General features: G+C 57.9%; 15 protein-coding genes. 5 read left to right on the forward strand and 10 right to left on the reverse strand.

All coding sequences use genetic code 11. The features are described from left to right. Positions 1 to 6 precede the first annotated feature (6 nt). The gene (locus AC5S27_RS13180) at positions 7 to 462 is read right to left on the reverse strand and encodes an EamA family transporter (protein WP_493935019.1); all 456 of its coding nucleotides are present in this window, start codon (positions 460 to 462) and stop codon (positions 7 to 9) included. 154 nt (positions 463 to 616) lie between these two features. On the opposite strand from AC5S27_RS13180, the gene AC5S27_RS13185 reads away from it, so the two are divergent. Further along, the gene (locus AC5S27_RS13185) at positions 617 to 1,750 is read left to right on the forward strand and encodes a mandelate racemase/muconate lactonizing enzyme family protein (protein ID WP_493935020.1); all 1,134 of its coding nucleotides are present in this window, start codon (positions 617 to 619) and stop codon (positions 1,748 to 1,750) included. Positions 1,751 to 1,770: 20 nt separating this feature from the next. Here AC5S27_RS13185 and AC5S27_RS13190 read toward each other — a convergent pair whose 3' ends face one another. The 7 genes from AC5S27_RS13190 to AC5S27_RS13220 form a co-directional block, all read right to left on the reverse strand. Further along, complete coding sequence (locus AC5S27_RS13190) at positions 1,771 to 2,760, reverse strand: zinc-dependent alcohol dehydrogenase (RefSeq protein ID WP_493935021.1); 990 nt, start codon at positions 2,758 to 2,760, stop codon at positions 1,771 to 1,773. Between the two features lie 46 nt (positions 2,761 to 2,806). After that, on the reverse strand, positions 2,807 to 4,789 hold the full coding sequence (locus AC5S27_RS13195) for a PocR ligand-binding domain-containing protein (RefSeq protein ID WP_493935022.1): 1,983 nt from the start codon (positions 4,787 to 4,789) through the stop codon (positions 2,807 to 2,809). 233 nt (positions 4,790 to 5,022) lie between these two features. Continuing rightward, positions 5,023 to 5,832: an SDR family NAD(P)-dependent oxidoreductase gene (locus AC5S27_RS13200; protein ID WP_493935023.1), complete on the reverse strand. Its 810-nt coding sequence runs from the start codon at positions 5,830 to 5,832 to the stop codon at positions 5,023 to 5,025. Positions 5,833 to 5,867: 35 nt separating this feature from the next. After that, positions 5,868 to 8,006, reverse strand: coding sequence for an alpha-galactosidase (locus AC5S27_RS13205; protein ID WP_493935024.1), 2,139 nt, complete (start codon positions 8,004 to 8,006; stop codon positions 5,868 to 5,870). Positions 8,007 to 8,194: 188 nt separating this feature from the next. Beyond that, a complete protein-coding gene (locus AC5S27_RS13210; protein WP_493935025.1) occupies positions 8,195 to 12,016 on the reverse strand; it encodes a carboxypeptidase-like regulatory domain-containing protein in 3,822 nt (1,273 codons plus the stop codon). A 160-nt stretch (positions 12,017 to 12,176) separates the two neighbouring features. Continuing rightward, positions 12,177 to 13,853 carry a CRTAC1 family protein gene (locus tag AC5S27_RS13215; RefSeq protein WP_493935026.1) on the reverse strand — a complete coding sequence of 559 codons (1,677 nt, stop codon included), beginning with the start codon at positions 13,851 to 13,853 and terminating at the stop codon, positions 12,177 to 12,179. Next, complete coding sequence (locus tag AC5S27_RS13220; protein WP_493935027.1) at positions 13,840 to 15,144, reverse strand: tetratricopeptide repeat protein; 1,305 nt, start codon at positions 15,142 to 15,144, stop codon at positions 13,840 to 13,842. The genes AC5S27_RS13215 and AC5S27_RS13220 overlap by 14 nt, the downstream gene beginning before the upstream one ends. A 156-nt stretch (positions 15,145 to 15,300) precedes the next feature. Between AC5S27_RS13220 and AC5S27_RS13225 the strand changes: the two genes are divergently transcribed. From AC5S27_RS13225 to AC5S27_RS13240, 4 genes are all read left to right on the forward strand, one after another. After that, on the forward strand, positions 15,301 to 17,229 hold the full coding sequence (locus AC5S27_RS13225) for a primary-amine oxidase (RefSeq protein ID WP_493935028.1): 1,929 nt from the start codon (positions 15,301 to 15,303) through the stop codon (positions 17,227 to 17,229). Between the two features lie 65 nt (positions 17,230 to 17,294). Beyond that, the gene (locus tag AC5S27_RS13230) at positions 17,295 to 17,690 is read left to right on the forward strand and encodes a GlcG/HbpS family heme-binding protein (RefSeq protein WP_493935029.1); all 396 of its coding nucleotides are present in this window, start codon (positions 17,295 to 17,297) and stop codon (positions 17,688 to 17,690) included. Positions 17,691 to 17,714: 24 nt separating this feature from the next. After that, positions 17,715 to 18,122, forward strand: coding sequence for a hypothetical protein (locus AC5S27_RS13235; protein WP_493935030.1), 408 nt, complete (start codon positions 17,715 to 17,717; stop codon positions 18,120 to 18,122). A 268-nt stretch (positions 18,123 to 18,390) separates the two neighbouring features. After that, the gene (locus AC5S27_RS13240; RefSeq protein ID WP_493935031.1) at positions 18,391 to 18,816 is read left to right on the forward strand and encodes a BrxA/BrxB family bacilliredoxin; all 426 of its coding nucleotides are present in this window, start codon (positions 18,391 to 18,393) and stop codon (positions 18,814 to 18,816) included. A gap of 72 nt (positions 18,817 to 18,888) precedes the next feature. Here the strand turns inward: AC5S27_RS13240 and AC5S27_RS13245 are convergent, their stop codons facing one another. Together AC5S27_RS13245 and AC5S27_RS13250 are read right to left on the reverse strand one after the other, a co-directional pair. Further along, positions 18,889 to 20,421 (reverse strand): amino acid permease, encoded by a 1,533-nt coding sequence (locus tag AC5S27_RS13245; RefSeq protein WP_493935032.1) that lies wholly within the window; start codon positions 20,419 to 20,421, stop codon positions 18,889 to 18,891. A gap of 41 nt (positions 20,422 to 20,462) precedes the next feature. Then, positions 20,463 to 21,968 carry an APC family permease gene (locus AC5S27_RS13250; protein WP_493937314.1) on the reverse strand — a complete coding sequence of 502 codons (1,506 nt, stop codon included), beginning with the start codon at positions 21,966 to 21,968 and terminating at the stop codon, positions 20,463 to 20,465. Between the last annotated feature and the right edge of the window lie 37 nt (positions 21,969 to 22,005).

Raw genomic sequence — 22,005 nt, forward strand, 5'->3', positions numbered from 1 at the left:
TCCCCCCTAAGCGCTCAATAAATAAATCGCCACAAAAGCCAGCCCCAGCCCAACCCACTGCACCCTTCCCAGCCGCTCTTTCAAGAACAACATCGCCAGCAGCACGGTGACCATGGGAAACAGCGCCGTGACCGGAGCGACAACCGAAGCCTTGCCGCCTTTCACCAAAGCCTGAAAAAAAGCAAGATTTCCCAGCCCACCGAGAATGCCCGTCAGAAAAGCCCAGAAGACACCTTTGCGCCGCGCCTTAGGTTCCTCACGCGGGCTGCGTTTCCAAACCGTCCAGCCGACAAACACCATTAGCGGCAGCAGGCCCACTGTATACAAGAGCTGATTCACATACATATCCACGCCATCGGACGCGATCTTCGAAACAAGTCCCCACGCACCCCACAGCAGGATCGTCGTCACCGACCAGATCAACCACAAAGGAAATCTTCTCGATCCTGTTTCTGCCGTCATCCCATTCCTCGTTAGGCCGAGCATACCCGCCCAGCCAGCCGTGGGCAATGCGCTTGCACTCGTGTTTTCCGGTTCATTCTTTCGCTCTGGCTGTCTGTATCTTTCATCGCCCCAACTCAGCCCGTTATCATCGGCCCAATAGAGGTTCAAAGCCATGAAGATTACATCCGTTGAAGCCATTCACCTGCGTGCAGAAGACCCACTCATCGAACTCTTCGACGGCTCCTACGACGACTGCGTTCTTGTCGTCTCCACTGACTCCGGCCTCACCGGCATCGGCGAAACCGAATCCATGGCGCCCGCCATTCAGGCCATCGTACGCGGCCCCTCGGCACACAACCATGCTCGTTCGCTCTCCGCGGTCCTCGTAGGAGCCGATCCGTCCGATCCAGAAGACCTGTGGCATCGCATGTACGAATCGACGGACTACGTAGGCCGTCGCGGTCTAGCCATGCACGCCATCGGTGGGCTCGACCTAGCCCTCTGGGACCTCAAAGGTAAGATCGAAGGCAAGCCAGTCCACGAACTCATCGGCGGAGCAAAGCGCGATCGTCTTCCGGCCTATGGCACCATCTATCCCATGGCACAGACTCCCGAAGGAGTCAGTGAGCAGGTCGCCGCAGGCCAGGCCAAAAACCTCCGCAACTTCAAATTCGCTGCCGACCCGTGGTGGCTCGACGATATCGCCCACACCGGCAAGCTCCTGACCGCCGCACGCCAGCAGGCTGGCGATGAGGCTCATCTCATCGTCGACGCCGCACTCTCTTACCGCACCGCCGCCGAAGGCCTGCGCCTCTTCCCCGCGTTCAAGGAAGTCGGCATCTGGTTTCTCGAGGCTCCGCTGCCGCTCGACGACGTCGAGGGTCATTTCGAGATGAGCCAACACGGCATCCAGACAGGTGTCGGCGACCTCGGCCTTACCCATGTTCGCGAGTTTATCGAAATGATGGACCACGGCGGCGCCAGCATCTGCCAGCCAGATATCTCCCAGGTCGGAGGCTTCACAGGTATCCTGCAGATCGCCGCAGCCGCTTACGCTCGCCAGAAGCGCGTCATCACCCACGGCTACAAAACCAACATCGAGATCGCGGCAAACCTGCATTTCCTCGCGACCCAGCCGAACGTCGAGCCGCTTGAATTCTCCCTCAGCCACTCGCCGCTGCGCTGGCAAACCACCAATGAGCACTTCCCTGTCGAGTCCGACGGAGCCGTCCGCATCCCCGCAGCGCCCGGCCTCGGTGTAACGCTCAACCCAGAGACCATCGAGCGCTACCGCTTCGGCAAGTAGACCCGGAAAGCTGCTGCGCATCAGCTCACGCGCAGCAGCATCTTCAGAGTGTCTCCCGGCGCCTTGGTCATCAAGTCAAAGGCCTTCTGCCCATCTTCCAGCGGCATTTCAACGGTCCATGGCGTCAGGTCGATCTCGCCCGCCGTCAGCAGCTTAAGCGAACGCTCAAAGTCCGCCGGCGTATAAGCAAACGACATCGCCACGCGATGCTCCTTGCGAATGCTGGTCACGAAATCAATCTCACTTCGCTCCTTCGCCATTCCCAGCAGCATCACCATTCCACCCGGCCGGCACAGATCAAACGCCGCTTGACGCGCCGTGTCTGAACCGCTCGCATCCAGCACCAGATCCAACCCATAGCCGGCAAAATCGCTTCCCGCAGCGCGTCCTTCTTCCGTCGCAACATTCACCGCCAGGGTCGCGCCCATCGAGCGCACTACGGCCAGCCGCTGCTCGCTCACGTCCTGCACAAGCACCTCGCGCACTCCGAGCCGCTGTGCCGTCAAGAGCGCCAATGCGCCCATAGTTCCACCACCGACAATCCCCATCCGAAAAAAAGGCAGCGGCGCAGCCAGGCGGAACAGATGCACGATGTTCGCAAGCGGCTCGGCCAGCACGGCCCTCGTATCCGGCAGACTGTCAGGAATCACATAGACCTGGCTCGTCGGAATACTCACGTACTCCGCAAAACATCCGGCAGTCCGATCCATCCCCAGCAGCCGCCACGTTGGGCAAAGATTCTGCGCGCCACTCAGACATGCCGTACACTTTCCGCAACTCACCAGCGGATTGGCTACTACGCGCCGTCCATCCAGAGTCCGTCCCACCAGCTCATGACCCAACACCAGTGGAGCAATTCTCCGCCTGCTATGCCCCAGAAACCCCGAAATGTCCGACCCGCAAATTCCCGCCGAAACTACTGCGATTTCCGTCTCTCCAGCCGAAGACTCCGGTCGTGCAATATCCTGCACCGCAACCTGATGCGGCGCTGTATACATCAATACGCGCATAACCCACCTTGATTTCTTGACTCAGCAAAACTCATTGCTCGAGAATCTAGCCGGCCTGCTCCAGAATCTCTGCCGACATGCCAAACTCGGGCACACTCCACCGCTGCGGCTGGCTCGCATACGCACGCGGCGTGCAGTGCATATACTTCTTGAAGACCGAAGCAAAGTAAGCCGGATTGCAAAACCCGCATCGATCCGCCACTTCTGAGACGTGAAGTCGCGGATCCAGCAGCAACCGCCGCGACATCTCCAGCCGCTGCCGGATCAAGTACTCCTCCAGCGTGTGCCCTGTGGTCCGACTGTATACGCGCCCTAGATGCCCCGCCGAAAGCTTGAGATCCTGCGCAATATCCTGGATCGTAACCTTTTCGGGCCCGAACTCGCGCACCAGCCTCTGCGTCTCCAACACAATCTTCTCGTCGCGTTGACTGTAGATCTGCTGCAACTGCTGCCGCATCTGCTCCACGAAACTCCGGAATGCCTCCGCCATGGCAAAAGAACTGGATGATCCGACAATCACCTGGACAGCACGCTCCTTCGCTGCAGTCACCGCCGGCACGCTGGTGCCCAGCGCAGTCAACTCCCGCGCCAAGTGCTCGCACGCCCACGTCAGCAAGCCACGCGCCTGCTGCAATTGCGCAACAGTAGCCCCTGCCGGCGCAGCAGCAGCAAGGAACTCCCGCACAGAAGCCGTAATCGCCGCATGGTCGGAGGACTGTAACGCCCGTAGTACCTTGGCCAAGGTCTGCGTTGGCTGCTGTTGCCGCTCGGGCAGTGCCTCAAACCAGTTCACCGTTGCATGCGCGGAATCAAGTGCCGAAGCCGCCTCATGATACGCCCGCAACAGTTCCGCCGATTGTGTATGCGATCCGCTGATGCCTACCCGCGCCAGCGACAGTCCCTGCCCGCGCGCCGTCCGTAGCAGCGTCTGAGCCATCTCTTCCAATAACATTCGTTCGTGCCCCGGAGTCCGCGACTTCTGCGCCGTGAAGATGCACAACTCGCCCGGCGTCACCACCGTTGCCAGCGTGTTCGGCCAGGTCTGGCATCGATCTTCGATTAGATGCGCCACCCTGGCCAGCGTGAGATGGTTGCCGATCGTTGCAGCACGCTCTGCCTCGCGCCTGCTTGCGGAGAATTCGTTCGTCTCCTGTGCAACGGCCGGCATTCGAAGCACCAGCACCCGATCCGGTAGCTTGTCCATCCCCACATTCCGCGCCAGCGCCCGCATTGCCTCGCCGTTGCTCTCCGCTCCATTATTCACCTGCCCAGCCAGCAGCATTTCCGCCAACTGCCGCCGGTCCAGCGCCAACTCTCTCTCCCGCACCCGCTGGAACTCGCTCATGATCTCCAGCCGCTTCCACGCATTGGCCAGATACCGCGCAAACACCTCCAGCATCCGCACCATCTCCGCGAGTTGAGCCGTAGTCACTACGGGAACTTTGTAGTAAGCCTCTTCAAGCTTGACCATATCGATGTGAGCCTGACCCTCCAGAACAGCCTTCACGTGTGCAAATCCCTCGGCCGAAGGCTGCTTTGCCAGCACCTGACCGCTGAACAGCGTTCCGAGGTAGCGACCCTCGCACACCACCGGCACCGCAATATCTGTCAGGCCAACGTGACAGGGATACACTTGGCTGCAGCCGGTATTGCGACAACGTTCCTTCGCAGGCTTGTCGCTTAACCCGCAGGTAGTTTCCTCATGTGCCCCGAAGCCATGCACCAGATCACAAAAATAGGTGCTGGGACTGGGCGAAGTCCGCGCCGGCTGTTCCACACCCGCCAGCCCAGACATACCATTCGTCGCAAGGGAGGACAGCGACCCTAGTGGTTGCAGCTGCACCAAGGCATCGCCCGTAGTGACTTTTTCCCCAGGATCGAATTGCTCCAGATCCTCCGCCCACATCAACTCGACATTCCGGATCGGACTGGAATTGTTGATCAGAACAAGGAAATACTCGAACAGCTCAAGATCTTTCTTGAACTCCTGCTTGAGTGTGCCGCTGAACGCAGACTTCCGCTTCTTCATGCTGACCGCCTCTGAGGCTATGCCTGTCGCAAATATCAAGAGTTGATATCGGGGGATCGATATCTGAATTGAGCCTTCATCATAGGGTGCGTTGAATACACGCGATACTGGAAAAGCAGCCAAAATCATCGGCTATTGATGAATTTCATTAAAATTCCGCCTAAAACACTCGCATAAGCTGCTTAGCATCCTGAAATTCTCGCCCCGTTGAAGCATCTACCTGGCGAAATAGACTATGGGTGCGCACGAATCGTCAACCCGCCATCCACCACCAGCTGCGTTCCTGTCACCCACGCCGCCTGTGGACTCGCCAAATACGCCACAGCAGATGCGACATCCGCCGGTAAACCGCGACGCCCAAGCGGATGTAACGCCTCAGTCTCGCTCGCTAGTGCTTCAGGGTTCGCTGCCAGCCGCAGCCACTCTTCCCACATCGGGGTGTCAATATACCCAGGACACACCACATTGACCCTAATCCGCTGTGGTGCCAGTTCCAGCGCCAAATTCCGCGTCAACGCCACCAGACCGGCCTTCGAGCACGCATATGGAATCGAGTTCGCAAATGCGTAATTCGCATGGATCGAGCTGATATTCACGATTGCGCCGCCCTCAGCGGGAAATTGCGATGCCAAAGCCTGGCTCATCAGCAGCGGTGCTCGCAGATTGACCGCGAGTACGCGGTCAAAAACATCGGCTGTCACGCTGCGGAATGGAAGATCGAGTTCGATCGCGGCATTGTTCACCAGCACATCGACTCCATACCCCTGCGCCGCACCGAGCTCGTTGACCTGCTTCGCTAACTTCGTAATCGCATCCGGATCAGACAAGTCGGCAACAATGAAATCGACTGGAGCCCCGCCACGTCCGCCCATCGCTGCCGCCGTAGCCGTCACGCCAGCGGCGTTGCGATCCACCAACACCAGACGAGCTCCGCGGGCATGCAGATCCTCGGCAATTGCCTGCCCAATTCCCTGGGCTGCACCTGTCACCAAAGCGACCTTGCCCGCAAATTCATTTTTCCAAACGGGCGATGTACCCAGCATTGCCTGACTCCCTTAAAGTGTGCCGCGCTATCTGTTTACTTACCCTGCTGAACCGACTCGACAAACACCATCTCTGAACTCAGCGCATTCTCTAAATGCACTGGCACCCCAGTAGTCATCAGCTCCCGGCCGGTCGTCTCGGCATCCGGCGCACTCCCATCCTGGTAGTGCAGTTTGTAGCGCGTTTGCGCATCGAGCCCGCTCAGCACAAATGCATGCCGCGCCTCATCCGCAGTCTTCCCACGGAACGCAAACACAACTCCCTTGCCTCGGGATGGGTCCCAGTATTCCATCCCATCCCAGCGCACTCCGTCCGGCCGTTCCGAAACGTGATAAAGCTGCGCATCACGAATCAGCGGACGCAACTGCCCCTTGTATAAGGCAATCGCATCCTTCGCAGCCGCATGCTGCTCTTCCGACCACTGCGTTGTATCCAGCATGATCGTAGTCCAGCCCATCATCCCGCTCCGCAGCATATAACGGAAGTTATCGAGCGTAGGCACCGGCCATTTCTCTACGTAACTTTCGAGCATAGCCGTCGGAAGCACATAGCTCGCATCGTAAAAAGCCCTACGATTCGACAGCGGATCATAGGAGTCCGTAATCGAGAAATAATCGCCATGCGCCGCCGACCCAAAATCCACCATGCGCCCGCCATCATTGCAGATTTCGAGCAGTATCCCTGGATGTTCCCGGCGAAGCTGCGAGTAGATATCGTAGTAAGCCCGCACGGCGTGATAGCTCACATCCGTTGAGTTCGATCCCAGCGAAAAATCAAACCCACTGTCATGCGTCTTGTGCATCGTGCTCATGATCGGAGGAGCATGTGGATGGTCATCCCGAGTACATCCCTGCGCCACCAGGTAGCCGTCATGCTCCAACATGTCCAGGTGATAGTCCTCGACAATCCGCTTGACCTCGCCACGCGCATATTCCCGCGCCGCAGGCACACCGAGATCGATCGTCTGCCCCTTGAATTCCTCGGGCTTCCAGTCTGCAGGCAGATCGTTCACAAGCCAATCCTTCACTTTCGGATCCCGCACGTTCAAAGCACCCGGCTCGGTATCGAGCGCCGCCTGCGTCCAGTCCACCCATATGCCAAATCGCAGCCCCTGCCTGTGTGCCTCATCAGCGATCGCCGTCAACCCGTGCGGAAATTTCTTCGGGTCGGGGTACCAGTCACCCACCCCGCGAAACCAGCCCGCATCGATATGAAACATCTCCAGGCCTAGTTCCTTCGATTCCTTGATCATTCGCAACGCGAGCGCCTCATCCACCTGCATGCCGCTACCCCAGCTGTTATTCACCATCACTGGATATTGCGGGTCTTTCCAGGCCTGCGGATTCCCCAAGACCGCTCGCACCCATGGCCTCAACTGGTTCCCTGCACCATCCGGCCCGCCACGAAACGTCCCAAGAAACACCTGTGGCGTCTCAAAGCTCCCGCCCGCCTCAAGCCGCGTACGATACGGCCCAGGCTCCGGATCAAGCCCAAGCACGCTAATCAACTTGTCTCCATGTCGCTCCAGATGAACGCGCGTGCGCCCGCTAAACTCAATCCCGGCAAACCAACCCGCCTTTGCTGCATCATCCAGATAAACAAACTCACCAGGAATGATCTCCCGTGCTTCACCAGCCTCGGGATGCGCATACGTCCCGGACCTTCCTGTCCACGCATAGCCATCTCCGACCGTTGACAGATGCGTTCCTTCCTTGGAAGGAGTGTTCGCGCCCTTCTCTACATGGAACTCGCGAATCGCTTCGCCCGGCGCGCTCTTCCAAGCAACGGAAAGACTATCGATCATCGGCAGCCAGAATTCGCGACCGCTCAAGTTCTCGATCAAGACACGATGTTCCACAGGACCAAAGGCCGCGCGCGCATCCCATATCCAGTGCAGCTTTAGATGCGGCTCTATCGACTCATAAATGAGCTCAACCCGCTTACGATCCACCTGACCAGCGCCAGCGACAAGCTTCCATGTCACCGGCACCGCCGCGCTTCCCTCATAGATCGTTGCGGGAAGCGCTTGAGTCGAAGTATTCGCCCAGGTGTTGGCGGGCTTGCCGGAACGAATTTCCACCAGCCGAAGCAACACTGGCGCCTCTTGTCCAGCCTGCAACTCAACCATCGTGTCCGAAGTCTGCAGCGAAACCTTTGCTGAAGGTCTCGCCATGCCAGCCACCGAACACAAGCCCAATACTGCAAACGAGCCATATACGCCGGCCCATCGCAAACCGCTCACGAACTTATGTGCCATCGTCTGACCACACTGACTACTCATGCTAATTTTGCCTGACAAACACATGGCGGCTGCTCCGCTCGGCCACAACCGCCATGCCGTGCCCTCAATGACCAGCCACGTTAGAAGAAGAATCGACCACCCACCTGCATCACCCTCTGGCCCGTCTTGCCATTGATGCCGCCAAAGGTCGGTGAATCTGGATCGGCAATGATCTGTCCAAAATTCGGGTGATTGAAGATGTTGAGGGCCTCAATCCGGAACTCCAAATATCGACTCTGATTGTCGCTCAAATAATACTTCTTCAGAATACTTGCATCCGTGTAGAAGTCTCCAGGATTGCGAAGGTTCGAGAACATCACAGGGGAATTAGCCAAAGTGTAATCCGCTGTCCGCTCAAAGGCGCCGCTGTTCAGCACGCCCTTACCTGTGCTGTTCACAAACTGTCCATTTACCACTAGCGCATCGCTGTAGCTCGCTCCTGAACGCTTATAGCTATGGTTAGCCAAGGACCACCGCAACGCCGCGCCGGGAGCAGTGTTGCCACCATCAACAGCCGGCAACAGCACTGGAGTTCCCTTAGGATCCCACGTCGTGATGCCCGCGAATGCCCAGCCGCCGGCAACAGCATCGAGCAGATGTCCGCCAATACCATCCGGATGATTCATAAACTCACGGCCACGTCCGAACGGCAGATCGTAGTTATAGTTCAGCTTCACCGTCTGCGGCTCTTCATAGAGAGCCACACCATAGCCTTCCATCAGATCATGCGGATTCTGCAGCTTACCCGCAGTCGCCCCGTACTGATGAATGTCGCTGCTCGCCGTGTTGCTCAGCGTTTTGCGAATAGCATAGGAAGCCAGCAGTGCCAGCCCGTGATAATTACGCGACTGGATCTGTATATTAGCGAAGTTCGAGAACGACTTACCCCATGTCGCCTGTCCCGGTGTCGTCGAGTTTGTTCCAGCATATTGGGGCGAAAGTGCCAGCAACTGGTTCAGCGAAACAGTAGGCTGACTCGCGAACGTCTGCGACTGCCCATAGAACGGATTCGGCACCTGGTCGTTCAAATGGCTGCCCAGCGAATAGAACGACGTCGGCGTGTTATTCAGGCTCCACCCGAAGATATTCGTCAGTAGATGCACACCCTTGATGCCCTGATACTCAGCCGTCAAAGCCCAGTCCTTACCAAGCTGCCTCTGGATGCTCGCACCCCACATGTAGTCCATCGGCGTATCGTAGTGTCCAAGCGTAGTTCCAGCCTGATCGAAGTTACCGGCAGCGCCATAGCTTGCATACCAGTAGTCAGGATTGTTCGTAAGGGGCGGCACAAACCCAAGATTCGATCCGCTAGCCTGCTGAGGGAAGCTGCGCAACCCATGATCGTTACCAAACTCACTGATCCAATGCTGCCCGTCCAGCGTCGATACCTGGTTGAAGGTATTCGAGTTGTAGTAGAAGCTCAACCAGTCTGTAGCCAGGCCGTTCAGCCCCTGATCCACCATGCCCGCCGCAAGATGCAGCACCGTCTTGTCATTGATCGCGTAGTTGATACCAAGCCGCGGCGCAAAGTTCGCAATGTTCGTTGTATACAGATTCTTCTGCGGATACTCCTTCGTCCCCAGCAGCGCCACCCGGCCGGTCGCTCCCTTGGAAAGCCACTCCGGTGCAGGCATTCCAGCCAACTCCGGCACAGCTGCCGTCACTTGGCCCCAGTTCCAGTCGCTGTTTGCCGTCAACACGTTCTTCGCATTTAGGTCATACACAAGACTGCCTTGTACGTGACGCCCTTGCCTCGCTCCATCATGATCCCAGCGCACACCAAGTTGAATCGTCAGCTTGGAATTCACTTTCCAGTCGTCCATCGCATAAGCAGCTTGGTTCCATCCGTACGGAGTGATGTCCCAGTTGCCCCATTGAAAGAACTGCGACGACCCCATCATCAATTCAGCGAGCGGGCTACCCGTCAGCCCATCGTTCTGATTCCAATATTGGTTTGAACCGCCGCCCGGATTGACCCACGCAGCTCCTGTCTTATCGCCACCCTGCTCTGTGAAGCGAATGAACGATTGTTCATAACCGAGCTTCAACGTATGCCGCCCCAGCAACCGGGTAACAGAAACAGAACCGTTATCCGACTGAGTGATAAACGAGTCAAACTCTGCACCACCAACCGGCGTGTATCCGCTGATGGTCATAGCCGGAGGAATCTGATTTGTGGACTTCTCCGAGTTATTTTCCAGCAAGGGATCGAAAGCCCATTTCGAAGTATCCACTTTTGGATCAGGGGCCGAGCCTAAGCCCGAAACGCCGTTGCTGATCAGCTTCGAAACTGCAAAGCCAAGATGCGCATTGATGACCGTCTTCGGCGACGGTGTCCATGTGTAGAGGAGGCTTCCAATCCAGTCACGGTCCGTCGTTACCGACTCAGCCGCATGGGCAAATGGAGCAGGAATATTGTTGGTTAAGCTCGACCGGCTGAGCGTTCCCTGCAAATGCTGATTGGCCCGTAAAGCCTCATCCACTCGGAAGAAAAGCTTGTCCGTAGGACGCGTTGTATTAATCGTGTCGTAGCGATTATTCGTGTGATCGTTATTCGCGGCAGGACTATGATTTGGCTGTGGCCAGAGTGCAAGGTAATTCAGGAAAAGCTTACTCTGCCCGGAGATAGGGCAGGTCTGGCTGCCACAAGTCACCGAGTTTCCATAGTTGACGGGAATCTTATTTCCTGGAAACTGGGGACGAATCCAGCACGGCGACTGTCCTGCCAATGGCCCAGTGCAATCTGCCGGACTGTTCGAGTAAGTCCCATTGAACGGATCGAAGATATTTGCAGTTACCGGATTGCCGTTGCTGTAATTAATTACCGTCTGTGAAAAATCACCCTGCTGGTTCAGCACGGTGGGTACAGTGCTGACCACGGAAAGCCCCTGCGAAAACCGTTCCCCCTCCCACGCGGCATAGAAAAATGTTTTGTCGACGCCGTTATAGATATGAGGAATGCGCACTGGTCCACCAATTGCTGCGCCATAGTTGTATTGGTTGAAATCCTGCCGCGGCGTTCCCAGTGAATTGTTCACCCAGCTGTTGCTATTCAGATCCTGATTGCGAAAGTAGAAGAAGCTGCGGCCATGGAAGATGTTGGCGCCACTCTGTGTCTGCATGGAAATGATACCGCCGGCATAGCGACCTTTGTCTGCAGTCAAAACCCCGCTGTCCACGCGGAATTCCGCAATCGAGTCTGGCGTGGGAATAGCGCGGTTCGTTGCGTTGAATTCAGCTTCCTGAACGGAACTTCCATCGACATAGATGCTGGTCCCGTTAACCTGTCCACCCGATACTGAGAATCCATTTCCTGTATTCGCGATCAAGTAAGCCGAGTTACCCAGCGTGCCAATCTGGTCCACAGCCGGTCCGCCACCCTGAATGGAAGGAATCGTCGAGGTAAGATCCAGCGCATTCCGGTTCAGCTGCGGTAACTCCGTGATCATCTTGTTATCCAGCACCGCGGAAGTGCTCGCTTCATCCGTAGAAATCAGCGCGGCAGCACTGCTCACCGTCACCGTCGTCTCTACCGAGCCAAGCTTCAAAGCGAAGTTCTGCGAAAGATGATCGCCGGTGCTGAGCCTAAGGCCCGCGCGCTTCTCTGTACCAAATCCCGGCGCACTGACTGTAATTGAGTAATTACCCGGCAATAACTCAGGGAGTACAAAGATTCCGGCCCCATTGGACACACTGCTGTAAGTCACATTGGTCGCAGTGTTCACGGCCTTGATCTCCGCGCCAGCAACAACCGCGCCCGTTGTGTCGGTGATCTCTCCCGTGAGCTGCGCATTCGCAGTCTGGGCCTGCATCGAAGGACAAGATATTGCGGCCACCAACAACACAAAACCCGCGAACATCAAACCCCGGTATCCCACCAATTGTCTCCACAGTGAACGCATGTCTTTCTCGCCTCCCAATAGCCAGCCCTGCCAGAACGTCTCAATCTGAGCCGGGCCCGTCTGCACTAATTGATATTCCTGCGAGAAATGGCCGTCTATGCGAGAGGACGATATTTCTTATGCTTTAGCGGTTTTGTAATATTTGCACCGCAAACGGCCTTTACTTTGGGCGTTCTGATTCCGTGACCGTCAATCGTTGATTTGCAGCAACATCGAATAGTCGTTGCACAATCCCCGAAGGCCAGTGAATCTCCACCACCGCGCGCGCGGCATCTCCAAGTCCAAAATGAACCGTAAGATCACTCGAAGACGCATACCCCACACTGCTCGTCACCATGCGCGATTGTGTGCGCCCACCCGCACTACACTTGACGATAGCCCCAATCGCCGACCGGTTACTGCTCTTCCCGGTCAGATGCAGTTGCAGCCAATGTCGTGCCTCAGTCTCGCTGCGGTTCCACCACAGTTCGAGAGGAGCATTCAGCGCGCTCACCGCTACATCGATCCGTCCGTCACGATCAAAATCCGCAAACACCGCTCCACGGTGCAGCGCTGCCTTTGCAAACCCGGGCCCGGCATCCGCCGAAACATCCTTGAATTTCCCACCCAGATTCTGGAATACCCGATTCGGCTGCGCATCCTGAACGTCAAGCCCACCACCAGCCACAAACAAATCCAGCCATCCGTCGTTATTGAGATCGATCAGCCCGCAACCCCACCCGCTCCACGGTCGGCTCAGGCTCAGCAAGCCAGTCTGTGCGCTCCCATCCTCAAACGTCCCGTCGCCCTGATTCAGAAACACCTCATACGTCTCATTTTTCAGCCCGGTCATCACAATGTCCGCGCGCCCGTCACCATTGATATCCCCTATATCCGCGCCCATTCCGGAGATATTCCGTCCATCGCCGTTGTACGCTACCCCAGCTTCAATCCCCGTCTCCTGAAACCCCTTGCTTCCCCTGCGAAACAGGAAATTACGCGCATTGTCATTGGCAACAAACAACCCTGGAATTCCATCTCCGGAAAAGTCTCCCATAGCTATGCCCATCCCTTTACCGAGCATCTCCGGCAAACCTTGCTTGTGTGTGATCTCCGTAAACGTCCCATCGCCATTGTTGTGGAAGAGCTGCATCGGCTGTGCTTTATAGCGATCAGGATGGCAGTACGTTCGAGCATCCGCCTCCATCCCGCCGCAGATCGGATCAATTCCGGGCGCCCAGTCGCAGTAATTGGATAAAAACAAGTCGAGATTCCCGTCACCGTCGTAATCAATCCAACAGGCAGCCACCGTCCAGGCCGGTCGTCCCAGAGAACCTGGCCCAGCCAACCCAGCCTTCTCCGTCACGTCCGAAAATGTACCGTTGCCATCATTGCGATACAGATGATTCCCGTGCACCCCGGCAACGAACAGATCCTCATGGCCATCGTTGTTGTAATCCCCAACAGCTACGCCCATCGAATACCCTTCCCCAGCCAGCCCGGCCTTCTCCGTCACATCACTGAACGTCCCATCGCGATTGTTCCGGTATAGCCGGTTCCAGTATTCCGGGCCGCTCTTCACCAACGAAGGCAAAGCCGCACCATTCGTACAGAAAAGATCCGGCCACCCATCTCCATCAAAGTCAATAACACCCATTCCGCCCGGTACTGTCTCTACTTGATATCTGCGCCCCGCAGCCCCATTGCGCAGCACAAAATCCAACCCCGCCGCCTTCGCTCCATCCACGAAACGAATGCCCGAAGTAGGCCCGGCTGCATCCGCAAATGCGCGCCGCAGCCAGGATCCTGCCGCCAACGTGGGCAGTGCCCCCAGCAGAGTCCGCCTAGTGAATCGCATCCGGCACCTTCTCTACTTCCCCGGAATGGTCCCGAGCCTGGTAAGCATCCGAAAGCCGCTTCGCCTCAACCTCAGCCCTACCCGCCTCAGCCTCGCGTCCAGCCTTGCGCAGCAACCGCGCCAGCAGCGCATGCGAAGCGCCCTTCTCATCCGGATACCCCGCAGCCAGTGCGGGAGCAAGCAATTTCAGCGCCTCCTCCGTTTCGCCCGTCTGCGCCAGCGCTCTCCCCAATTCGACCTCCACACCCCGATCCCCCGGAGCCTCTACGGCTAACTTCCGCAGCAGCGGGATCGCGTCTGCATACTCCCGATTGTTCATCGCCAAAGCAGCCAGCGTACGCTGCGCTCCCAGGCGATGAGGATCGATCGCCAGCGCGCCTCGCGCCGATTGCTTGGCCGCATCCATCTCACCCGCCGCCAACTGCGCCTCAGCCAGCCGCTCCAGAAGCGCCGGATCTCCTGCGCGCACTGCGAATGCTCTCCTGTATTCAACCTCTGCCCCAGCGCCATCGCCCTTCAACCGCAACAGCACATCCCCGCGCAGGCGATACACCGCCGCCATATCCTCCGAAGCACTCTCCAGCCGAACCGCAGCCTTTCCCGCCTCCACCGCATAGCAAACCGAAAGCCGGTAAGCCGCCTCCGCATCCAGACGAGCACTCTTCAAAGCCAACCGGCGCTCCAAACCCGGTATTGCCTCAGCACAACCTGCGCCACCCTTAGCGCTCACATCCGCAGCCTGCAGTCGCTTGGCCACAGCCAACCCTTCCTGCGAACTTCGAAGACCTTCCCCGACACTCCGAAACCGCTCCAACGCAAACCCGGCCCACGCCTCGAGCGCTTGTTCCGAATCATGCCCACAAATTACTGCCTGCCGATAAGCCTCCGCAGCAAGCGCGTGCTCGCCAAGCGCCTCCTCAGCCTCGCCCAAATAATCCATTGGGAACTCTTCTGTCGGCCTCACCCTCGCCGCCATCCGCAAGCGCGGCACCGCATCCGCCGCTTTGCCAGAACGAAGCAGATCAATCCCCAACAAAAGATTGGCAAAGTAATCCTGGGGCATCATCCGCCGTGCCTGGTCCAACAAGGGAATCGCCTCGGCATACCGCGCAGCCTGATGCAGTGAAAAGCCCTGCTTCAGCAGCGCATCAAAGCCAGCGGCATCGGCGGCCGGAGTCTGCGCATGACAAAACGCAGTCCACGCTGAAGAGCCAAGCCCGAGGATCAATGCCGTCTGGGCCGCCATCCGAGTTGCCGTCCAGCGCACACTCTTCCACCAATTCAACGCCATGGCTCACCATAGCGCCCCGCCATGCGCACCCGCAAATCCCCACACCGATTTCGTAAGCGCCAGCCATTAAACACAAGAATCATCTTCATCCGATAGGTTTTGCGCGGCAATCCGAATCTATACTCCAGCTAATCAGCGGAAAGGAACATCGCCCAAATGCCGTTCCACCCACTCGAACCACTTACTGCCCCAGAAGTCGCCCAGGCCGTCACTCTCCTGAAGAGTCTTCCCGCCTTCACCGCGACCACCCGCATCATCAGCATCACCCTCCACGAGCCAGACAAGGCCGCAATCTATGCTTTGCCAACGTCTGCGACTCCGGATCGCGAAGCCGACGCCGTCCTCTTCGACAACGGTCTCAACACCGCATATACCGTAACTCTCAACCTCACCCAGGACAAAGTCACCGCTCAAACGACAGCGCCTGCAGGCTCACAGCCCACGCTCTCCATCGACGAACAGGTCGAGTGCGAACACGCCGTCATCCACAGTGAAGAATTCCGGGCTGCACTCGAGCGTCAGTACGGCATCACCGACACTTCCCTTGTCATGGTCGATATCTGGAGTGCCGGCAACTACGGCTCTGAAGAAGACAGCACCCGCCGCCTAACCCGCCCGCTCTGCTTCCTCCGCTCCGACGCAACCGACAACGGCTACGCCCGCCCCATCGAAGGCATCCGCCCCGTCGTCGATCTCAACCTGATGAAAGTGATTCGCGTCGAGGAATACGGCCAGTGGCCTCTCCCACCGCAGTCTGGCAACTACGCCGCCGCCCGAGTTCCAAACCAGCGCACCGACATCAAGCCGCTCGTCATCACCCAGCCCGAAGGCCCCAGCTTCACCATGAACGGCAACAGCATCGCCTGGCAGAAATGGGATATCGTCATCGGCTTCAACGCCCGCGAAGGCCTCACCCTCCACGACATCCGCTACACCGACAAAGGCAAGAAGCGCCCCATCCTCTACCGCGCCTCACTCACAGAAATGGTCGTGCCCTACGGCGATCCCCAGCCCCAGCAGGTTCGGAAAAACGCCTTCGACGTCGGCGAATACGGCATGGGAATGTGCGCCAACAGCCTGCGCCTCGGCTGCGACTGCCTCGGCTACATTCAGTACCTTGACGCGCACATGACCGACAGCCGTGGCGGCGCACTCACCATCCCCAATGCCATCTGCATCCATGAAGAAGACTACGGCATCCTCTGGAAGCACACCGACCGCCGTCTTCCAGACACCCCGGAAGTTCGTCGCTCCCGCCGCCTCGTGATCTCGTCCGTCTCCACAGTCGAAAACTACGAATACGGATTCTTCTGGTACTTCTACCAGGACGGCAACATCCAGTTTGAAATCAAGCTCACCGGCATCCTCTCACTGGCCACCGTCCGCGAAGGCGACCGGCCCAAGTACGGTACCGTGATTGCCCCGCTGCTCTACGCCCCCAACCACCAGCACTTCTTCAACATGCGCCTCGACTTCGGCATCGACGGCCTGCGCAACACCGTCCAGCAGCTAGACGCGGTTGCCGAAGAGCTCGGCGAAGCCAACTCCTTCGAAAACGCCTTCTACCTCAAAGCCACCAACCTCGAGACCGAGCAGCAATCCCTCGCTCATCTCAACCTGGAAACCGGCCGCGCATGGAAGATCATCAACCCCAGCGTCAAGAACGCCATGGGCTATCCCACCGGCTACAAGTTCTTCCCCGGCGACAACGCCTTTCCCCTCGCCTCGCCGAACGCCTGGTGGCGCAAGCGTGCCCGCTTCGTAGACCATCACGTCTGGGTCACACCCTACCATCCAGACGAGAAGTTCGCCGCCGGCGACTATCCCAACCAGAGCACCGGCGGTGCAGGACTCGAAACCTGGGTCCAGGCCAACCGCAACATCGCCGACACCGATCTCGTCTTCTGGTACACCTTCGGCCACACGCATATCCCGCGCCCCGAAGACTACCCCGTCATGCCCACTGCCTACATCGGCTTCCTACTCAAGCCCAACGGCTTCTTCGACGAAAACCCAGCCAACGACGTCCCACCATCCGCCGCAGCAGAAAAAGAGGCCAAATCAACCTCGTGCTGCAAACACTGAACGAATCCAGCTCACTTGCTGACTCGCTAACGCGCCAAGCGCGCTAACCCGCTGTAGGAGTACTCATGATCACCCTGAAAGACGCAAAACGCATCATCGAAGCCGCCGAGGCCAAAGCCGCCGAAATCGGTCAGCCAATGAACATCGCCGTAGCCGACGCCGGCGGCAACCTGATCTCACACGCTCGCATGGACGGAGCCTGGATCGGCAGCATCGATATCTCCATCAAGAAGGCATACACCTCGCGCGCCTTCGACATCGCCACGAAAGACCTCGCAACCCACTCGCAGTCCGGCAACCAGTTCTTCGGCATCCACGCCAGCAACGACGGCAAAATCATGATCTTCGCCGGCGGCATCCCCCTCAAGCAGGACGGAAAAGTCGTTGGCGCCATCGGCGTGAGCGGCGGCTCGGGCGACCAGGACCACGCAGTAGCCGAAGCCGGCGCAGCCGCACTCTAGCCCCACCAAACCGGAGCAGAAGCATTGGCCACCACACCGATCCCGCTGAAACCGTCAATCCGCAGCACACCGGCGCAAAGCCTCCTCGGCAGCGCCGGTGCTGCGGCCAGCCTTCTGCTCCCCAAATGCCCCCTCTGCTGGATGGCACTCTCCGGTTCCTTCGCCGCAGCCGGATACGCCCAACGTGGCTTCGAAATCGGAGGCCTGGCGATTTTCCTCTTTGCCCTATGGAGAATCCTCCGCCGTCGCTCCCAATCGATCCTGCGCACGACAACCTGCCTGGCCGGAGCAGCCACCGTAGCCGCCTGCGGAGCTTGGCTCAATCTTCCCCGGGAAGCTCGCGTATTGCTCTGGGTCGTCCTTATTGCTACCAGCCTTTGGCTCGCCCGTTCAGTACACTCGCGAAAATGTGACTGCAAACCCGCCGTCTAGCGTCCCCCGCACCATCCCCGGCACGCCCCAGCACGTTTTGACCAATTCCTCAGTTTCCCGGCATCCCCGCCGGGAGTAAGATATGCACAGGTGGTTACGGGCGCGAGAAGGAGTGATCTTTCGTGCGCACAACCTTCGACAATTTTCCAAGCCACCGGCTGGAAAGCCCGTGATCTGCCGGCGGAATGAATCCAAGCAACTCAAAACGAATCAACTACCTGTAAGCTTTTGACAAGTCGAGCAACTGAAAGCACCCAAGGAGAACCACATGTATCCCGAAGTCATGGTCATACCGATGCGCGAAGAACTCACCCGCGCCGGCATCCAGGAAGCCCGTTCTGCGGAAGAAGTTGACGCCGCCCTCGCCAAACCCGGCACAACCATGCTGGTCGTCAACTCGATCTGTGGCTGTGCGGCCGGCAAGATGCGCCCCGGCGTCCGCATGGCTCTGCAACACGCAACGCTGCCCGACCAGAGCATCACCGTATTCGCAGGCCAGGACCGCGAAGCCACCGAGCGTGCCCGCTCCTACTTCGCCGGCCAGCCACCGACATCGCCCGCTATCGGCATCCTCCGCGACGGCAAGCTCGTCTACCTCATGCAGCGCTACATCATCGAGTCCAGCACCGCCCCGCAGATCGCCGGCGAACTCACCCGCGCCTTCGACGAACTTTGCGCCAAGGCTACAGCGTAAGCAATCCCTCTCAGTACACAAATAGAAACGGCCTCCCTCGCAGGAGGCCGTTTCTATTTGCGATCCGTCAGGTCAGTTTGTCTGCGAAGACTCAGGCAACGCCTGGACCTTGCTGTGTTTGATCGAGTATCCAAAATAGATAATCAGTCCAAGGAGTAACCAGACAATCATCACTCCCCAAGTGAAAAGAGTCAGCCGAGACATGAGGTAAACAGCCGAGACAATTCCCAGAATCGGCACCAGCGGCACCAGCGGAGTCTTGAACGGCCGCTCCAGTTTTGGGTTGCGCACACGCAGAATCCAGACGCCAGCGCATACAATCGTGAACGCCAGAAGCGTACCGATATTGACCAGTTGCGACAGCACGTCAATATTGAAGACAGCCGGCATGATCGCTGCAAATGCGCCGAATATGATCGTCGTAATCCACGGAGTTCGGAACCTCGGATGAATCGCTGAAGCCCATTTCGGCAGCAGGCCATCTTTCGACATCGAATAGAAAACGCGCGACTGGCCGAGCAGCATCACCAGCATTACGGTCGCCAGACCAAACACCGCACCTATCTTGACCAGAATCGATCCCCAGCCCACTCCGGTCGCGTCAATAGCCAGTGCCACGGGAGCCGAAACATTCAGGGTCTTATAGCTGACCAGCCCGGTCAGCACAAGTGATACCAGAATGTACAGGATCGTGCAGACAACCAGAGAGCCCAGAATACCGATCGGCATATCCCGCTTCGGATTCTTAGCCTCCTGCGCTGCAGTCGAGACAGCATCGAATCCAATGTAAGCAAAGAAAATCGAAGCTGCCGCGGTCGGAATGCCACCCCACCCAAAATTGCCGTGTCCGTCTGAAGGAGGAATAAACGGGTGCCAGTTGCGGCTCGCAACCTCAGGATGCTTGAACAGGAAGTAACCGCCGATCACCAGGAATACACCTACGATTCCCAGCTTCACAATCACGATCGCGGAGTTGAAGTTGGCCGATTCCTTGATACCCACGACCAGGATCGTCGTAACCACTGCCACAATCAGTACGGCAACCAGGTTGAACAGGCCAGTCGCATGTTGCAGACCCACGTCACTCACACCAGGTGGCAAGGACATCTTCTCTATCCAGATGCCTTGATATCTCACCAGGACAGTCCCCGTCGTTGTTGTAAGCGGAGGCGGGATTACGATGCCCACCTGCTGGAGAAGACTGTTGAAATACGCCGCCCAGCCCGAAGCCACCGTCGCAGCGCCAAAGGCGTACTCCAGGCACAGATCCCAACCAATGATCCACGCCACCAGTTCGCCCAAAGTCGCGTAGCCATAGGTATATGCCGACCCAGCGATGGGAATGATCGATGCGAACTCCGCGTAGCACAAGCCGGCAAAAGCACAGGTAAACCCGGCAAGGATGAAACTCAGCGCCACAGCAGGTCCAGCATGCAGTGCAGCAGCCGTCCCGGTCAGCGTGAAAATACCAGCACCAATAACGGCGCCTATACCAAGCGTGACCAGATTCAAAGCTCCCAGGGATCGCTTGAGTGTGTGCTCGCCTTCTTCTCCTGCTTCTAACGAGAGAAGCGAGAGCGGCTTGATGCGCATCAATCGGGACATGAAAAGGAGCCTTCCTTTACGGTGAAATGGAAATCAGATGTCTATGCGACGCCTACTCGACCACGCCGCGTCCAGAAGAGATAAACCGGAATGCCAAGCAGTACGATGATCAATCCGGGCCAGGTATATTGCGGCTTGTATCGCAATAATACGATACAGATCCATCCCGCCATCACAATGTAGAGAGCCGGCAGCACCGGATACCCCAGCGCCTTGTAGGGTCGCGGCTCGCGGGGCTTCTTTACCCGTAAGACAAACAGCCCCACGATAGTAAGAATATAGAACAGAAGCACAGCAAATACAATGTAATCAAGCAGTTGCCCATACGAACCAGAAATGCAAAGCACCGAAGCCCACACCGCCTGTACCACCAGACCGGCCACCGGAGTCTTGTATTTCGGACTGAGCTTGCCCACCGACTTGAAGAACAATCCATCCCTGCTCATCGCGTAGTACACCCGAGCCCCGGCCATGGTCAGCCCGTTGGCGCAGCCAAACGTCGAAACCAGGATCGCTCCAGCCATCAGGAACGCACCAGCCGACCCAAATATCTGCTCCAGCGTCGCCGTTCCGACCCGGTCCTCGGACGCATACTGAATCCCGCGCGCCAGCACTGTCGTCCCGTGCGGGTCTCCATGCAACGGCAGCACCAGCAGGTAAGCCAGGGAAGCCAGCAGGAACGCCGTCAGCACAAACCCCGTCCCCAGCACCAGCGAAAGCGGAATATTGCGCTTCGGATTCTTGACCTCGCCCGCCGTAAACGTGATGTTGTTCCACGCATCCGCCGAAAAAAGCGACCCCACCTGCACCACCGCCAGCACGATGAGGAGGTTCACCATCACAGTGGGCCCACCCGCGCCCACCTGCACCGGATGCAGCGCCTCCCAACTCGCATTTCGCCAGAACGCGCTCAGCCCGTCGCCGAAATTTGCTCTCCATGCAATCGCATTCCGTCCAACGGTAAATCCCAACGCGATCAAGGCTGCCAGCGAAAGCCCCTTCGCCGTAGTGAAAACATTCTGGATCAACGAACCAAGCTTCACGCCAAACACATTTACAAACGCCAGCAACAGAACCACGACGATTCCCGTCAGATTCGCGGTGCTGATCCCGATCTCCATATTCCCCAGCGCCATCGGCCCAATCTGGACCGTCGGCACATGCGCAATATGCCAAAGCCAATGCGTACTCGAAATCGAAGGAAAGAAAACCCCGAGGAACTTCCCAAAACCGACTGCCACCGCAGCAATCGTCCCCGTCTGGATCACCAGAAATAGCGTCCACCCATACAAGAAGCCGCACAGCGGCCCCAGCGATTCGCGCAGATAGACATACTGCCCACCAGCCGTCGGCATCATCGCCGCGAGCTCGCCATAGCTCAGCGCACCAATGATCGTCATCACCGCTGTGATTACCCACGCGCCGATAAAAAGCGCCGGCGAGTCCGTCGTTCGCGCAATCTCTGCATTTACCAGAAAAATGCCCGAACCGATCATCGACCCGATCACAATCGCAGTCGAGCTGAAAAGCCCGAGCGACTGCACCATCTGGGGACCACTCTCAGCGGAACGCACACTGCCGTCG

The organism is Acidicapsa borealis (assembly GCF_059115245.1).

Coding starts and splice junctions, on each gene's coding strand:
- AC5S27_RS13180 (WP_493935019.1), bottom strand. CDS start 462: ATGACGGCAGAAACAGGATCGAGAAGATTTCCTTTGTGGTTGATCTGG.
- AC5S27_RS13185 (WP_493935020.1), top strand. CDS start 617: ATGAAGATTACATCCGTTGAAGCCATTCACCTGCGTGCAGAAGACCCA.
- AC5S27_RS13190 (WP_493935021.1), bottom strand. CDS start 2,760: ATGCGCGTATTGATGTATACAGCGCCGCATCAGGTTGCGGTGCAGGAT.
- AC5S27_RS13195 (WP_493935022.1), bottom strand. CDS start 4,789: ATGAAGAAGCGGAAGTCTGCGTTCAGCGGCACACTCAAGCAGGAGTTC.
- AC5S27_RS13200 (WP_493935023.1), bottom strand. CDS start 5,832: ATGCTGGGTACATCGCCCGTTTGGAAAAATGAATTTGCGGGCAAGGTC.
- AC5S27_RS13205 (WP_493935024.1), bottom strand. CDS start 8,006: ATGGCGAGACCTTCAGCAAAGGTTTCGCTGCAGACTTCGGACACGATG.
- AC5S27_RS13210 (WP_493935025.1), bottom strand. CDS start 12,016: ATGCGTTCACTGTGGAGACAATTGGTGGGATACCGGGGTTTGATGTTC.
- AC5S27_RS13215 (WP_493935026.1), bottom strand. CDS start 13,853: ATGCGATTCACTAGGCGGACTCTGCTGGGGGCACTGCCCACGTTGGCG.
- AC5S27_RS13220 (WP_493935027.1), bottom strand. CDS start 15,144: ATGGCGTTGAATTGGTGGAAGAGTGTGCGCTGGACGGCAACTCGGATG.
- AC5S27_RS13225 (WP_493935028.1), top strand. CDS start 15,301: ATGCCGTTCCACCCACTCGAACCACTTACTGCCCCAGAAGTCGCCCAG.
- AC5S27_RS13230 (WP_493935029.1), top strand. CDS start 17,295: ATGATCACCCTGAAAGACGCAAAACGCATCATCGAAGCCGCCGAGGCC.
- AC5S27_RS13240 (WP_493935031.1), top strand. CDS start 18,391: ATGTATCCCGAAGTCATGGTCATACCGATGCGCGAAGAACTCACCCGC.
- AC5S27_RS13245 (WP_493935032.1), bottom strand. CDS start 20,421: ATGTCCCGATTGATGCGCATCAAGCCGCTCTCGCTTCTCTCGTTAGAA.
- AC5S27_RS13250 (WP_493937314.1), bottom strand. CDS start 21,968: ATGGTGCAGTCGCTCGGGCTTTTCAGCTCGACTGCGATTGTGATCGGG.